Here is a 14,542-nt window from a genome sequence, read left to right as displayed (position 1 = left end):
GGACACGAACGCGCGTTCGTCACGGCGCTCGGCCGTCCACACCACCGCGTCAGCGAGAGGAGCAGCGGCCCGCCGCTGCTCGGGGTGGCGCTCGGTCGCACCTGCGCGACGGCGCTTCGGGCCGCGATAGACGCGTCCCGGTCGCGGTCGCTTCGGGGTAGTCGTCCACACCACCGCGTCAGCGATTGCCGAGCCGATGAAACGGCTCGGCGTCGTGGCGCTCAGTCGTCCGCCGTCGCCTGCGTCTCCTTCGTCTGCACCTCGCCGCTGACCTCGAAGGGCGCTCCCTCCAGCGTGCGGTAGGGGTACGGCATCTCGATGTTCTCGGCGTCGAGGCGGTTCTTCACGTTTTCGACGAGGTCAGAGCGCACCTTCATGAAGTCGGCGCGGCTGGGCTGGTCTATCCAGAAGCGCGTCTGGAGGCCGACGTAGGAGTCGGCGAGCTCCGTGACGCGGATGGAGGTCTCGGGGTCGTCGAGGATGCCCTCGGTCTTCGCGGCCTCGTCGAGGATGGCCTCCTTCGCGGCCGCGATGTCGTCGTCGTAGCCGATGCCGAAGACGAACTTCTGGCGGAGCTTGTCGTACGCGACCGGGTTCTTCAGCGCGTTGTTGGCGAGTTCGCCGTTCGGGACGGTGATCATCTCGTTGTCGAACGTCCGGAGCCGCGAGACGCGCAGGTCGATGTCCTCGACGCGGCCGACGATGTCGTTCACCTCGATCCAGTCACCGACCTCGAAGGGTTTGTCCTTCAGGATGAAGATGCCGGCGACGAAGTTGCCGAGGAGGTCCTGTGCGGCGAACCCGACGGCGAGGGCGATGGCGCCGGCGAACACACCGAAGGCGGCGATGACGCTGCCGAAGCCGGCGACCGTGAACGCGATGGCGAACGCGAGCACCCAGACGACGGCGCCCATCACGCTGTCGGCGAGGGTCTTCACCGTCGGGTCGTGGCCCTGACTGTCGAGGACCCGTTTGACGACCGGGACGAGGAGCGCGCGCCCGAGCGCGACGACGACGACCAGCGTCAGGACGAACAGGACCGCCGGGACGAGGTAGTCGTTCAGGAGGACGCTCCACTCGATGATGCTCTGGAACGGCCACCAGTCGGGGCTCGTCGGGTTCTCCGTCTGCAGCAGCACGGTCGCTAACGTCATATGTGTCAGCCCGTTCGGTGGCGACCGTTATAGAAGTCCACCCGATTTTGTTGGGTCTGCGGGCAGTTTGCGGCCAGTGTTGCAGGAAATCCGCCGCCCCGGCCGCCGGTCGCTGTGTTCACCTACGTCCACCCGTCGACCAGCGACCGGTACCGCCGACCCGCGTCGTCGTCGGCCCGCATCGCCTCGCGAACCGGTTCTCCGGTCCACTCCCACTCGGCGGCGGGCGCGTCAGGGTCCTCGGGGAGGAACCGGTCGTAGACGGGAAGCCGCTCACCGAGCGGGACGCCGCCGTCGTCGGCAATCGACTCGAGTTCCCGCAGGGCGGGCCACGCGTAGTCCGGGTTGACGTAGTCGTCGGTGACGGGGGAGACCCCGCCGAGGTCGTCGATGCCACAGTCGAGCAGGTCGCGGGCCGGCGAGAGGTTCGGCGGCACCTGCACGGACACCGCCTCCGGGAGCGCGGCGCGGGCCATCGCGACGACCCGGCGCATCGTCTCCAGGTCGGGCGTCTCGAAGGCCGAGCGCTCGTTGGGGACGACGTTCTGGACGATGACCTCCTGGACGTGCCCGTGACGCTCGTGGAGTTCGCGGACGGCGAGCAGGCTCTCGGCGCGGTCGCGCCAGGACTCGCCGATGCCGACGAGGATGCCGGTGGTGAAGGGTACCTTCGCCCGACCGGCCGCGCGGAGGGTGTTGAGGCGCTGGCCGGGCGTCTTACGGCGCCCACCCGAGTGTGCCTGCACCTCGGCGGTCGTCTCCAGCATCGTCCCCATGCTGGCGTTCACCTCCCGCAGGCGCTCGAAGTCGGCCTCCGTGAGGTCGCCGGGGTTCGAGTGCGGGAGGAGCCCCTCCTCGAGCGCGATTTCACAGACCCGGTACAGGTACTCCAGAATGTCGTCGTACCCCCACTCGTCCAGCTGCGCGTGAATCTCGGTGTAGCGCTCGTCGGGTTCGTCGCCGAAGGTGAACAGCGCCTCGGTACAGCCCGCGTCGGCGCCCATCCGCAGGGTTTCGCGGACGTCCTCGGGAGACATCAGCGTCGCCTGTCCGGGCACGTCGTAGAACGTGCAGTAGGTGCAGGTGTAGCGGCAGGCGGTCGTCAGCGGGAGGAACACGTTCCGCGCGTAGGTGAGGCGAGGGGCGGCGTCCACGTCCGCGGGACCGACGGAGAGCAGGCGCTCGACCTCGGCGTCGTCGACCGCGATGTCGATGTCGTACTCTTCGGCCGCGGGGAACACACGCCGTCGTCGGTGGGGCGTCGGCAAAAGCGTGTCCACCGCGGCACGGCGTGGGGGTTCTGCCGGACCCACCACTCCGAAGGGTGCGGCGGGTCTTCGACCCTCGCGGAGGGTTTTTTCTCGGTTGCCCGTCCAGTGCCGGTGTGCGCCGTCGCCCTCTCCTGACTGCGGTCGCCGTCGGCACCGGCAGCGTCGCCGGCTGCTTCGGAAAGTCGAGTCCGCTCCCTCCCGCCGACGGCAACGATGCTGGAACCGCAGTGCCGACGCCCGACCCGAACGGTCCGCCGCCCGAGAGCCTCGCCTGCCCGCCGTTCGCGGTCGACGCCGGACGAGTCGCCTGCTCGTTCGGCCGAACGGACACCTCCGTCTACCCGACGGTGAACCGGCGGACCGTCCGCGTCTACGGCGACGAGTTGGCCGAGTCGCTCGTCGTGGCGATACACAACGGTTCGGACGGGACGCTCCGGAATTTCAACCCACACAACCCCGACCTGTACGCGTTCGTCGGCGGCGATAGCGGCGAAGCGGACGGCGCGTCCGAGGGTCCGTGGTGGCGGCTCCCGCGACGGGACTCCGGGAACGGGTTCGTGGAGTTGGGTCCCGGCGAGACGGTCGCGTTGAACCTGGGCGGGCCGGTCCAACTGGACGACCGATGGGGTGGCGGCGACCGACCGTGGCCCGGCACCTACGCTCTCGTGCTTGACGTGCCGGACCCGGACTCCGAGGACGGCTGGCTAGCCTGCCTCGCCGCGTTCCGATTGGTGGCGGCGTAGCCAGCCTCAGCGCCGTCGAATCCCGACCCGACCGCCGTCGTCGTCGAGTTCGAAGCCGGCGTCGACGAGCCAGTCGCGGGCCGCACCGTCGCCGTGGACGAGCAGCTCCACCAAGTCGGAGGGTTCGTCGACGTCGGTGGCGAGGCGGAACGAGTCCACCACGCGTATCGCGGCGCCCAGTTCGCGGGCGGCGTCGGCGTGGTCGAGAAAGGAGGCGCCGTGGTAATCGACGCGGAACTCCGGGTGGCGGACGACGATGGCGTTCGTCCCCGCACCTCTGCCGGGGGCGACGACAACGTCGCCCTCGGTGTCGACGAGGCGACGGACGCTCCGCTGGGTCGCGAGCGCGAGGTCCGCCATGACGACGGCGGCCGGGAGCCCGTCGCGCAGGGCGTCGTTGACGGCGAGCGAGAGCCGGCGGTCGTCGACTTCGACCGGCGCGTCCACCTCGACCGGTTCGGTCGCGAGCACCTCGGGGTCGGCGCCGGCATCGCGGACGGTCTCGACCACGTCGCCGAGCATCGCGCGGGCGAAGGCCCGGCGCTCGGTCGGGTCCAGGGTGTCGCTGAGTCGCGTCTTCGGGCGGTCGGCGGAGAACGGGACGACGACGCGCATTGGGGGGCGTTCGGCCACGACGACATAAGGCGTTGGCATCGACGGCGACGCCGACTTCCCCCCGGACCTCGTCCGGCCCGACAACCGTCAGGGTGGGACCTCCGAGAACCAGCGTTTCCGTATCAGATGCACCGAATCCTGCGACGTGAGCGACGCCGTCGCTCACGACAAAAAAGAACGGAGAAGTCCGACGCAGTCGAACCCGGTTCAGAACAGCGATTCGAGTTCGTCTTCGCCGTCGTTGACGAGGCCGTCGAGGTTCTCTTCGGACTCGTCGCGAATCTCGTCGAGGTTGTCCTGCGCCTCGATGGCGACCTGCTGAAGCTCCTTGATGCGCGGGACGTTCGTCACGCCCGAGAGGAGCACACAGGAGGCGACGAAGCCCCGCTGGAGCGGGTAGTCGCCGCCCCGGACCTCCATGCTGCCGGTCTGCTCCTCGAGCCACTTCCGCCCGCGCTCGATGCCTTTCCGGTTGAGATACTCCGTGGGACCGGCCATCACGAGGAGGGCGCGCTCGGTGCCCTGGACCTCACACGGGAGCGTGAGGCGCCCGAGGGCGGCCTTGCGCACGAGGCTCGTGATGCGGTTGGTCGTGTGGGCGCTGTCCAGTTCGTCGGCGCCGCCGCCGCCGGTGAACCGGGAGAGGAGGCCGCCAGAGGAGCCGCCGGTCGCCTCGACCTCCTCCTCGGCGTAGCCGACGGTGGAGACGCCGCCTCCCGAGAGCGTGTTGATGATTTCGGAGGAGTCGACGACGGACTCGGCTATCTCGCCGCCCTCCAACTCGCCGGCGCCGAACAGGATGCCGAAACGCTGGACGATCTCCTCGTTGATCTTGTCGTAGCCGCCCTGCACCGACTCGCCGGAGTTGCGCCAGGAGTCGTTGTCGAACACGAGCAGGTTGTCGACCTGCCGGACGAACGTCTGGAACGAGCGCGCGGCGTTGAGCGTGTAGATGCCACCCTCGTCGCTGCCGGGCAGCACGCCGAGGCCGTACACCGGTTCGGTGTAGATGCGCTTCAGGTGCTTCGCGAGCACCGGCGCGCCGCCGGAGCCCGTTCCGCCGCCGAGGCCGGCGACCACGAGGAACGCGTCGACCTCGTGGACCGGGATGCCGTCGATGGCGCCCTGAATCTCGTCCATGTCCTCCTCTGCGACCTCCGCGCCGAGTTCGTTGTCGGCGCCGACGCCGTGACCCTTCACCCGGGCCTGACCGATGAGCACGCGCTGTTCCTCGGGGATGTGTTCCAACCCCATGAGGTCGGCCTTCGCGGAGTTGACCGCGACGGCGGCGCGCACGATTCCGGAGTTGTGGCGCTCGTCGTACTCGAGGAACTTGTCGACAATCTTCCCCCCGGCCTGTCCGAACCCGATCATCGCCAGCTTCATCGTTTCTTTCCCCTCGTCATTGGTCAATTGCGATGAGAATTCAGCGTATAAGTCTTATGATGGTTGAGAATCATAACGGATGACATGATGGGTCGGAACCGGGGGACGGAGAGGCCCTGAGAGGGCGTGTCAGTGGGCTGTTCTACCGATACCCGGTCGAGGAGCGAGGGTGACAGCGTGGGTTGAGAAATTCGGCGGACGACGACTACCCGTTGAGGTACGAGGAGAGCGTCGTCAGGTCGGACTCGTCCCGGCCGAACGCGCCCACGTCGTTGTCGTCGGTGGTGTTGTCGAACTTCAGCGAGCGGTACTGGTCGGTCCCCATCGGGAAGCCGGGAATCTGTCCGCCGATGCTGAGCCCGACCTTGGTTAGCCCCATCGGGACGGGGACGACGTTCACCGAGCGCCCGGCCGCGCCGTGGGCGAGCTTCGCCACCTCGGCGAGCGAGAGCTTCTCCGGGCCTGCCACCTCATAGGTCTGGCCCACGTGGGCGTCGTCTTCGAGCGCGTCGGCGAGCATCGGCACGAGGTCGCCGACCCAGATGGGTTGGAACCGCGTCTTCCCGCCGCCCGGCAACGGCGTGACGTACGGCGGGGCGAGCTTCTTCGTGAAGGAGACGAACTCCCCGCCGTCGCCGAACACGACGGAGGGACGGAAGATGGTCCAATCGAGCTCGGAGCCCTGTACGGCCTCCTCGGCCTGCCCCTTCGCCTGGATGTACGCCGTCTCCCCGTTCGGGTCGGCGCCGAGGGCGCTCATCTGGACGAAGCGGGAGACGCCGTGTTCCTCGGCGGCGCGGACGGCGTTCTCCGTCCCCTGCAGGTGAATCTTGAAGTGCATCCGGTCGCCGCCGTCGGGCTTGAACAGCGGCGAGAGCGCCGGGAGGAAGTAGACGGCCTCCTGGCCCTCGAAGGCGCCCTCGATGGAGTCGTACTCGGTCACGTCCCCCTCGACCCGTTCGACGCCCGCCGGGAGGTCGGCGTCGTCGGGGTCGCGCGAGAGCACCGTCACCTCGTGGTCGCGCTCGTGCAGTTCCGTGGAGAGCTTCGAGCCGATGAACCCGGTGCCGCCGACGACGAGAACCTTCATGTCCGATATGTAGGCTGGATTCGACGTAAAGCTACTGTGCGATTGCGGCCGAGTGTGCCGGTTTCCGGGCGCGCAGTCGGTCGGGTCGAGATGCTCCCGACCCCGCGCGCCTCGATTCCCCACCGCTTAAGCGCCGTCGCGGCTCACCGTCGGCCATGCTCATCACGCTGGAGGGTCTCGACGGCAGCGGGAAGACCACGGTGTGGGAGGCGCTGCAGGACTCCCACCCGGACGCCGTCTACACCCGCGAGCCGACCGGGTCGTGGTACGGCGAAGCCGTCGACCGCGCCATCGCGGACGACGACGCCGACCCCCTCGCCTCGCTCTTCCTGTTCACGGCCGACCACGCCGACCACCTCTCGCGGGTCGTCCGCCCCGCCCTCGCCGACGGGGAGGTCGTCGTCTCCGACCGCTACTCCGACTCCCGGTTCGCCTACCAAGCCGTCGAGCTTGCGGACACCGACCTGAAACGCCCGATGGACTACGTTCGGGGCATCCACGAGGCGTTCTCCCGGGCGCCCGACGCGACCATCTACCTCGACGTGGACCCGCAGACGGCCGCCGCCCGGAGCGGCGCGACCAACAAGTTCGAACAGGCCGGCTACCTCGCCGAGGTCCGCGCGAACTACGAACAGCTACTTGAGTACGAGCCCGAGCGGTTCGTGCGCGTCGACGCGACGCAGCCGCCGGAGGACGTGCTCGCCGAGGTGGAGGACGCGATGGACCGGATTCTGGAGCCGCGCTGACGTTCCGAAGGCCGAAAGAGAGGGAAAACTCAGTTCGTCGTGTCCGGGACGTCGTACTCGTCGGGCGTCGGCATGTAGAGTACGTCGATGGTGAACCCCAGCGCGAGGGGGAGGCCGATCATCACGCCCACCGCCGTCGCCGAGTTGCCGAGGTTCACGCCGATGCCCAGCACGCCCGTGAACAGGAGCGTCGAGACGAGCAACAGGAGTGGCGTGACGAGGAGGGCGTACAGCACCGACCCCCACTGGGTCCCCATGCGAATGCGGAAGAAGCGGGTCGAGACGGCCGCGACGAGCGTGTGGAGGACCAGCACCCCCCCGAACAGGACGAGGTTGAGGACCGTGGCCATACCCGAGGTTGGGACCGCGTCGACTTCACCCCGTCGGATGGCGACGGGCACGTCGCCCCACATCTCCGCAGCGGCCGACCGACACACACACTCTCCGAGTCCCGAGCGTCCACATGGACCTCGACCTCACGCGGACCGAGTCGTGGCTCGGGCGGCTGTTCCTCCTCGGAAACGGGCTCGTCCACCTCCTCGCACCCGGCCTCCTGCTGTGGCTCGCGAGCGTCGGCTACGACCGCGCCCTCGACGTGCGCTTCGAGGCGGGAGACGACTCGAAGCGCCGGGTCCGACTCGTCGGCGCCGGCTTCCTCGCCGCCGCGGCGCTGGTGCGTCGGCGCCGGGACTGACCCGGAGCGTCGACGTCGTCGGCCGACGAACCCCGCCCAATTATGCCGGCTCCCGGTGTCGCCCCCGACATGCACCGAGTCATCGACGAGGGGTCGCTCGGCGACACGCTCATCCCCCCGGAGCAGGCCCGCGACATCTACCGGGATATGGTCCGGACACGTCGCTTCGACGAGCGCGCGCTGGCGCTCCAGCGCCGCGGCTGGATGAGTGGCTACCCGCCCTACCGCGGGCAGGAGGCCTCCCAGGTCGGCGCCGCACACGCCATGGATGAGGACGACTGGCTGTTCCCGACCTACCGCTCGAACGCCTTCCAGGTCGCCCGCGGCGTCCCGCCCGCGGACCTCCTCCGGTTCCGCCGCGGCGGCCCCGAGTTCGACTCCGAGCACGGCCACGAGGTGTTCCCGCAGGCCGTCCCCATCGCGACGCAGATTCCCCACGCGACGGGCGCGGGGATGGCACGCAACTACGCCGGCGGCGACGAGGCGATGGTGGTCTGTTTCGGCGACGGCGCCACGAGCGAGGGCGACTTCCACGAGGGGCTCAACTTCGCCGGCGTGTTCGACGCTCCAGTGGTCTTCTTCTGTGAGAACAACGAGTGGGCCATCTCCCTGCCCCGCGACCGCCAGACGATGAGCGAGACCATCGCCGAGAAGGCGAACGCCTACGGATTCGAGGGGGTACGCGTCGACGGCAACGACCCGCTCGCCGTCTACGAGACGGTCTCCGACGCACTCGCCTCGGCCCGCGCGGGCGACCCCGTGCTCGTCGAGTCGCTCACCTACCGACGGGGCGCTCACACCACCGCAGACGACCCGAGTCGCTACCGCGACGAGGAGCCCGACCTCCCGGAGTGGCGCACCCGCGACCCGCTCGACCGCTACGAGGCGTTCCTCCGCGAGGAGGGCGTCCTCGACGACGCGTTCGTCGAGAGCGTCCGCGAGGAGGCCGACGAGGAGCTCTCGGCCGCGGTAAGGGCTGTCGAGGACGAACCGCCGAGCGACCCCGACGACGTGTTCGAGTACGTGTTCGCCGACCTCCCCGACGAGCTTCGGGGACAGCGCGAGGAGCTCCGGGCGTTCCTCGAGACACACGACCCACAGGGAGTCGAGTGGGAGCGCCGCGAAGACTGAGGCGAGGCCGCGAGACCCGTGCGCGGCGCTCCGACGGCCGGAGCGAGAGCAGGGCGACTCAGTGAGAGAGACGTGAGACGTTCTGCGCCGGTCAGTCCATCGCGATGTACGTCTTGGTGTCGTTGACGCCCTGTAACCCCTGCACCTCGCTGGAGGCCACCTTCAGGACGTTGTACACCTCCTCCGCGTCCACCTCGACGATGATGTCCCAGGCGCCGGCGACGATGTGGGCCTCCGCGACCTCCCCCACCTCCCGGATGGCCTCGACCAGTCGCTCGGACTCGCCCGCCGCCGTCTTCACCATGATGAACGCGTGAACCATGTGACGTGATACTGTGGGGCACGGCAAAAGCCTTCCTCCAGGGACGGGTCGGCGCCGGGGCAAGGTTATTCACCTCCGCTGTCGTACGCGTCTCCATGCGATTCGTTATCATCGGTGCGGGACGGGTCGGCCTCCGGACCGCCCGGGTACTCCGCGAGGAGGGACACGAGGTGACGCTCGTCGAACGCGACCGCGACATCGCAGAGCGGGCGCGAACCGCCGATTTCGAGGTCGTTGAGGGCGACGGCTCCCGCGAGGACGTGCTCGAGGAGGCGGGCGTCGCCGACGCCGACGCGCTGGGGGCGCTCACCAGCGACCTCAACGTCAACTTCGCGGCCTGCATGATCGGGAAGCACAACGGCTGTCGGACCGTGATGCGTATCGACGAGGACTACCGCGAGGAGATATACCAGAAGTACGCCGACGAGGTCGACGAGATCGTCTACCCCGAGCGCCTCGGCGCCATCGGTGCGAAGAACGCCCTCCTCGGCGGCTCCATCCGCGCCATCGCCGACATCGCCCAGCACCTCCAAGTGATTCTGTTCACCATCACCGACGAGTCGCCGATGAAGGGGTACACCATCAGCGAGGTCGCCCTGCCCGCGCAGGCGCGCATCCTCGCCTTCGGCAAGAAGGAGGCGTCGATGGGCATTCCGCTCCCGGACGACTCGTTGGAGGCGGGCGACCGCATCGCCGTCCTCGCGGACTTCGACGTGCTCGGCGAGGTGCGCCAGCTGCTCGTCGGCGTGGAGACGCCGGCCGCCGCCGCGGAGATGGGGGGTGCCTGAGATGGTCACCGCCTACGTCATGGTGAAAGCGAACACCGGCGAGGCCGACCGCCTCAAGTCCGAGATGGTCGGCCTCGACGGGGTGGAGAGCGTCAACATCGTCGCCGGTGACGTCGACTTCATCGTGAAGGTGAGCGTCGACCAGCCGGCGCAGGTCAAGGAGATCGTCGCCGACCACATCCAGGCCATCGACGGCGTCGAGGATACCCAGACGTACATCTCGATGGACTGAGGCGGTCGCGTTCCGGACTTCACATTCACCTACCCTTCTTGCGTCGCTCCCGCTACGCCGACTTCCCCGTCCCCTGTGCCCGCTCCAACAGCGACGCCGCCGGGTCGACGTAGTCGTAGCCGGGAATCATCCCCTGCACGAACGTCCCCTCGACGTAGTCGACGACCGCGGCCGCGTCGTCGACCCCGCGGCGCTCGTTCAGGTCGGTGAACCCGACGGTGACGACCGCCTCGCTGTCTACGGTCTCGACCGCCGGGTCGAGGTTGTGTTCGGCGGCCGTGACGCCACCCAGGTCCTCCATCCGGCGTTCGAACGTCTCGTACCACCCCTCCTCGACGACCGGCGCGACTTCGTCGGCGGCGACCGCGTCGAGCATGGGGACGCGTACCTCGACGTCGAAACCGATCTCCCCGTCGCCGGCGTCGAACACGACGACCGTGCCGTCGAACGGCGTCGTCACTGCCTCGTAGCGTCCGTCGTCCAAGGCCTCGAACGAGCCGTGGTCGGCGAACGCCCGCTCCGCGCGGCTCGGAACCGCTTCGTCGCTCATACTCCGACGCAGGGAGCGACGGCAGAAAAGCCCGTCGTGGTGCGGGCGCGGAGAGTCGACCCGGTCGAACGGCCTCGTCAGCCCGATAGGACCGGGCGGCCGTCGACGACGGTCCGGTCCGGCCGTCTCGGTCCCGAAGATTCGCCGAGTACTCCGGTGAGCCGAAGACAGTGTTCCGTGGCGAGTACCGGAGGACGGCCCAGTGAGGTCGGGACGAGCCTGCTCGGGGCGGCCGTCTGGTTCGGACCCGTGTTCGCCTGCCGGCTACGCCAGTTTTAAGTACTCGGGAGGGCTTGTCGCAAGTGACGCTTCGCTTTGGAGGGCCGAAGCGTCAGCGGGGACCAATTCAGGGCGGCAAGCGTCGTGCGCCGGGATTTTCCCGCGCACGAGCGCTTACCCTTTTGCGATACTCGACCGACGAGCGACCGCGCTCGGTGTGCGCTCAGGAATACACGAGTCATACGCCCGGCTTCGCATCGCACGACGAGGCGGTCAGCGTCGCGTATCGTTCGACGAAGCCGCGTCCGGAGCGGTCGGGTCGTCGACGGCGAAGAACGCGAACGGTGGGAGGGGAGCGACGGGAGTCAGAAACGAGGAACGACGAGAGCGGTGGAGCCCGAAGCCGGCGGAGCCCGCAGCGCTCACGAACGCTGGTCGGGCAGTGGGGCGTGGTGCGGTCTGTCGACCGATTACTCCGTCGGCGGGTTGCGGACGGTCCCTTCGTAGACGACCGCGCTCGCCGCGAGCGAGCTCGCGCCGCTGGCCAGGTAGACCGGCACGGCAGAGAGCACCCCGACGAGCCCACCGGTTAGGAGGGAGAGACCGATGAGCACGAGCATCAGGTCGAACCGCGTCGGCGCGGCGGGCGGAATCGGGCTGGTCATGCGTAATTACATGTAATTACTGCTGGCCTTGTGAAAGTTGTGCCCGGCGGTCGAACGCACGAGTTCGGTTGCTGCATCCCGTCTGCTCGGTGATAACGAAGTCCAGCGGTAACGTAAACCGGTGATAAACGACGCCGTACGCGACCGTTTCTGAAGTCGGTCGAAGCAGAGCGGAGCACGGGGACTGCGATGCGGACGCTCGAACCCCCCGGAATCGGTCTCGAGTCGCTCGTCGGCCGGAGGTGCACGGTCCGTCGCATAAAAGCCGCGTGCAGGTGCTCGTCCGACCAATCTGACGATTTGTCCCCGAATCACTCCCTCGCACCGACTGACGGCAACCCCGTCGAACCTGTCACCACACCACTCACACGCGACGGCGACTCGATAACCACGTTTAACACCGTGGACGAGAACCGTTCACGTGTCCATGTTCTGCATGGACATCCGACCCTACCGGAATGCCGAGACCCCTTCAGGGCTCAGTGTTCTGGTGGGGTCTCACTCATACCGGTCACTCACACTTACAGCCCCACGAACCCTGCAGCGACGCGTCCCAGTGTTTACCGCTCCCACCGCTTCGTGGAAGTCCGGAACGTTCCGATTCACACGAGTCGACTGCACTTTCCTCGGGAATCACCGCGAAGGGACGCTTACCCCGACTCGGGAGCAGGGAGCCGAGGACGGCGGCTTACGCCGCGCTCGAACGGCCGGAGCGCCTCACAGTCCTACCGGATTTGCTATTACTACCCTCGCTCGACCGGGGTCGAGGCTGAAGACGCCCACCAACCGTCGAAGGCTCTGTGGGCGGGTGATTCGATGGCTCCGCGAAAAAGCGCCTGCCGAGTGAAGGCAGACAGCCCGAACCCGTCCTCCCACCGCGCGTCGATAGCGACGATGGTGGTGTGTCAGCGCCGCCGGAATGCCACGGCACCCGACGTGTGTCGAGCACCGTACCTAACACTGTTCGTGGATTGCTAAACCGTTATTTCCAACAGAGTTTGGTTCATCTATTTATTTAGATGTATTAAAATTAGATAAGTCCGGACTGTCGTACTGCTGCGAGAACGGCGGTCGTCGTGCGGGTGGATTCGGGGATGGCTTACTCGACAGCGTCGCCGCAGTCGTGCGGTTACGCCGTTCAGTTCGATGGAGATGTTCTACAGACATTCGACTATCATGTCTTTGAGAACCGCGAGAAACGCAAGACGGCCCTGCGGTAGCAGTGCGGGGGACGCGATTCGAACGCGCGAATCCCTACGGAAGCGGGTCTTAAGCCCGCCGCTTTTGGCCAGGCTCAGCCACCCCCGCGCAGAAGACGGTTCAGGTCGGCCCCGCAAGTGGGTTTCGGTCCGGTACCGTATCGTGTTCCCGACCGCTCCGATTGCCTACCAGTCGACGCTCAGCGTCCCGTCGCCGTGTGGGTTCGGCGCGATTTCCTCGTCGGTACGGCGGTCGACGACGTGGATGACACCCTTGTCCTTCTTCGCCGGGCACACCTCGGCGGCCTTGAGGTTCTCCTCGAGTTCGTCCTCGCCGACGAAGTACGACTTCGGTTTGGCGAGCCCCGTCGTCATGTCCATCTCCCAGTTCCTGGCGACTTCGGCACAGCGGCCCGCGCCGATGCACTTGTTCGCCTCGAAGATTATCTTGTAGGGCTTCTCCTCCACCGGCGGGGCGTCGGCGTCGGAGCCGACGTCGCTGGGCCGAAGGACGTCCTCGCTCATGTCTCCGGTTCGGGCGTCGCGGGTCTTTCGTCTGTCGGTCCTGGTTTCCGGGTTGTCACCTGGTAGGTGTTTTTCCGTGCCCCGAAACCTCACGCCCTCCCAACCTGGTGCGACTGGGCCCAAGGCCGGCCGCGGTCCCTCGCGTGAATCTGGCGGCGCACAGAGGCGTCGCCAGCACGCGCCGGCGCGGTTCTGTCCCTCAGAGCTTCTCGGGTGCCAACTCCCGAATCGTCCCCTCCCGGAGTTCGTCGGCGCGCATCGACGGCACGAGGATGGCCTCGTCGACGGCGTCGAGGGCGAGGATTTCGCGGAGACGCTCGCGGGCCGATTCGGGCGTTCCGGCCACGCCGAGCGCGTCGACCATCCCCTCGGAGATGGCCTCGCGGGCACCGTCGCGGTCGCCTCCGCGCCACCGCTCGGCGACGGTGTCCGCGGCGTCCGGGAACGCCGTCGCGACCGCCTTTCGGTACCCCTCGCCGCTCCCGACGTAGTAGGCGAGATGTCCACGAACGGCCTCGTACGCCGCCTCGGCGTCGTCGCCCACGGCGGCGGGAACGTACGGCGCGGTGTCGATGGCACTCGGGTCGCGCCCGGCCTCGCGGGCCGTCTCCGCGACCGTCTCGAAGGACTCGTCGAGGCGTTCGAAGGGGACGTTGTGCGGAATCCAGCCGTCGGCGACGCGGCCGGTCATCCGTCGCGCGGCGGGGCCGAGCGCGGCGGTGTACACCGGCACGTCGGCGTCGAGTGCCGGAAAGTCCGCCGTCTCGAAGAGTTCGCCGTCGTAGTCGACGCGTCCCTCGCCGGCGGTGAACCGGTGGACGAGTTCGGCCGCCTCGTGGGTTCTGCGCACCGGACGGTCGTAGCTGGCGCCGTGGAGGTCCTCGATGGCCTTCGGCGTGCTCGGGCCGACTCCCAGTCGGACGGGCCCGTCGTGGACCGAGTCGAGCGTCGTCGCCGCCGCGGCGAGCGCCGCGGGCGAGCGCGAGTAGACGTTTGCGATGGCGGTGCCGAGCGCCACGTCCGAGACGGCGTCGCCGAGTCGGTGGGCGACGGTCGTCAGTTGGACGAACGCGTCGGCGCCCCACAGTTCACCCGCCCAAATCGCGTCGTACCCCGTCGTCGCCGCCAGTTCGGCGGTGTCGAGCGGGACGTCGGCTGTTCCCTCCGGCAGGAGTACGCCAAGTCGCATGGTCGGTGCTCGGGTCGGGCGGT

17 protein-coding genes and 1 tRNA gene are annotated in these 14,542 nt (G+C 68.2%); 6 read left to right on the top strand and 12 right to left on the bottom strand.

Features of this window, described 5'->3' with window-relative positions; all coding sequences use genetic code 11:
- Positions 1-221: 221 nt before the first annotated feature.
- Together N5095_RS07320 and cofG are read right to left on the bottom strand one after the other, a co-directional pair.
- Positions 222-1,154 carry a mechanosensitive ion channel family protein gene (locus N5095_RS07320; protein ID WP_267622099.1) on the bottom strand — a complete coding sequence of 311 codons (933 nt, stop codon included), beginning with the start codon at positions 1,152-1,154 and terminating at the stop codon, positions 222-224.
- Positions 1,155-1,276: 122 nt separating this feature from the next.
- The gene (gene cofG / locus N5095_RS07315) at positions 1,277-2,395 is read right to left on the bottom strand and encodes a 7,8-didemethyl-8-hydroxy-5-deazariboflavin synthase subunit CofG (RefSeq protein WP_267622098.1); all 1,119 of its coding nucleotides are present in this window, start codon (positions 2,393-2,395) and stop codon (positions 1,277-1,279) included.
- A gap of 143 nt (positions 2,396-2,538) precedes the next feature.
- Here cofG and N5095_RS07310 point away from each other — a divergent pair, with 143 nt between their 5' ends.
- The gene (locus N5095_RS07310) at positions 2,539-3,168 is read left to right on the top strand and encodes a hypothetical protein (RefSeq protein WP_267622097.1); all 630 of its coding nucleotides are present in this window, start codon (positions 2,539-2,541) and stop codon (positions 3,166-3,168) included.
- A 6-nt stretch (positions 3,169-3,174) separates the two neighbouring features.
- Here the strand turns inward: N5095_RS07310 and cofC are convergent, their stop codons facing one another.
- The 3 genes from cofC to N5095_RS07295 form a co-directional block, all read right to left on the bottom strand.
- Complete coding sequence (gene cofC, locus N5095_RS07305) at positions 3,175-3,783, bottom strand: 2-phospho-L-lactate guanylyltransferase (RefSeq protein ID WP_267622096.1); 609 nt, start codon at positions 3,781-3,783, stop codon at positions 3,175-3,177.
- 207 nt (positions 3,784-3,990) lie between these two features.
- Complete coding sequence (locus N5095_RS07300; protein ID WP_267623016.1) at positions 3,991-5,169, bottom strand: tubulin/FtsZ family protein; 1,179 nt, start codon at positions 5,167-5,169, stop codon at positions 3,991-3,993.
- 205 nt (positions 5,170-5,374) lie between these two features.
- Positions 5,375-6,259 carry a complex I NDUFA9 subunit family protein gene (locus tag N5095_RS07295; protein ID WP_267622095.1) on the bottom strand — a complete coding sequence of 295 codons (885 nt, stop codon included), beginning with the start codon at positions 6,257-6,259 and terminating at the stop codon, positions 5,375-5,377.
- A gap of 155 nt (positions 6,260-6,414) precedes the next feature.
- Here N5095_RS07295 and tmk point away from each other — a divergent pair, with 155 nt between their 5' ends.
- Positions 6,415-7,005 (top strand): dTMP kinase, encoded by a 591-nt coding sequence (gene tmk, locus N5095_RS07290; RefSeq protein ID WP_267622094.1) that lies wholly within the window; start codon positions 6,415-6,417, stop codon positions 7,003-7,005.
- 29 nt (positions 7,006-7,034) lie between these two features.
- On the opposite strand, the gene N5095_RS07285 is transcribed toward tmk, so the two are convergent.
- On the bottom strand, positions 7,035-7,355 hold the full coding sequence (locus tag N5095_RS07285; protein WP_267622093.1) for a DUF7991 family protein: 321 nt from the start codon (positions 7,353-7,355) through the stop codon (positions 7,035-7,037).
- 113 nt (positions 7,356-7,468) lie between these two features.
- On the opposite strand from N5095_RS07285, the gene N5095_RS07280 reads away from it, so the two are divergent.
- Both N5095_RS07280 and N5095_RS07275 read left to right on the top strand, forming a co-directional pair.
- Positions 7,469-7,699 carry a hypothetical protein gene (locus N5095_RS07280; RefSeq protein ID WP_267622092.1) on the top strand — a complete coding sequence of 77 codons (231 nt, stop codon included), beginning with the start codon at positions 7,469-7,471 and terminating at the stop codon, positions 7,697-7,699.
- Positions 7,700-7,768: 69 nt separating this feature from the next.
- On the top strand, positions 7,769-8,830 hold the full coding sequence (locus N5095_RS07275; RefSeq protein ID WP_267622091.1) for a thiamine pyrophosphate-dependent dehydrogenase E1 component subunit alpha: 1,062 nt from the start codon (positions 7,769-7,771) through the stop codon (positions 8,828-8,830).
- A gap of 91 nt (positions 8,831-8,921) precedes the next feature.
- Here the strand turns inward: N5095_RS07275 and N5095_RS07270 are convergent, their stop codons facing one another.
- Positions 8,922-9,152 (bottom strand): Lrp/AsnC family transcriptional regulator, encoded by a 231-nt coding sequence (locus tag N5095_RS07270; protein WP_267622090.1) that lies wholly within the window; start codon positions 9,150-9,152, stop codon positions 8,922-8,924.
- A 95-nt stretch (positions 9,153-9,247) separates the two neighbouring features.
- Between N5095_RS07270 and N5095_RS07265 the strand changes: the two genes are divergently transcribed.
- Together N5095_RS07265 and N5095_RS07260 are read left to right on the top strand one after the other, a co-directional pair.
- On the top strand, positions 9,248-9,940 hold the full coding sequence (locus N5095_RS07265; protein ID WP_267622089.1) for a potassium channel family protein: 693 nt from the start codon (positions 9,248-9,250) through the stop codon (positions 9,938-9,940).
- Between the two features lies 1 nt (position 9,941).
- On the top strand, positions 9,942-10,172 hold the full coding sequence (locus tag N5095_RS07260; protein WP_267622088.1) for an Lrp/AsnC family transcriptional regulator: 231 nt from the start codon (positions 9,942-9,944) through the stop codon (positions 10,170-10,172).
- Positions 10,173-10,224: 52 nt separating this feature from the next.
- On the opposite strand, the gene N5095_RS07255 is transcribed toward N5095_RS07260, so the two are convergent.
- The 5 genes from N5095_RS07255 to N5095_RS07235 all read right to left on the bottom strand — a co-directional run bounded on the left by N5095_RS07255 (position 10,225) and on the right by N5095_RS07235 (position 14,519).
- A complete protein-coding gene (locus N5095_RS07255; RefSeq protein ID WP_267622087.1) occupies positions 10,225-10,722 on the bottom strand; it encodes a DUF5813 family protein in 498 nt (165 codons plus the stop codon).
- Between the two features lie 689 nt (positions 10,723-11,411).
- On the bottom strand, positions 11,412-11,606 hold the full coding sequence (locus tag N5095_RS07250) for a DUF8015 family protein (protein ID WP_267622086.1): 195 nt from the start codon (positions 11,604-11,606) through the stop codon (positions 11,412-11,414).
- A 1,223-nt stretch (positions 11,607-12,829) separates the two neighbouring features.
- A tRNA-Leu gene (locus N5095_RS07245) sits at positions 12,830-12,914 on the bottom strand.
- Positions 12,915-12,991: 77 nt separating this feature from the next.
- Positions 12,992-13,330, bottom strand: coding sequence for a ferredoxin (locus N5095_RS07240; protein WP_267622085.1), 339 nt, complete (start codon positions 13,328-13,330; stop codon positions 12,992-12,994).
- Positions 13,331-13,529: 199 nt separating this feature from the next.
- Positions 13,530-14,519 carry an LLM class flavin-dependent oxidoreductase gene (locus tag N5095_RS07235; protein ID WP_267622084.1) on the bottom strand — a complete coding sequence of 330 codons (990 nt, stop codon included), beginning with the start codon at positions 14,517-14,519 and terminating at the stop codon, positions 13,530-13,532.
- Positions 14,520-14,542: the final 23 nt, after the last annotated feature.

Source organism: Halobium salinum (assembly GCF_026586625.1).
Lineage (GTDB): Archaea > Halobacteriota > Halobacteria > Halobacteriales > Haloferacaceae > Halobium > Halobium salinum.
This window is presented reverse-complemented; position numbering and strand designations above follow the sequence as displayed.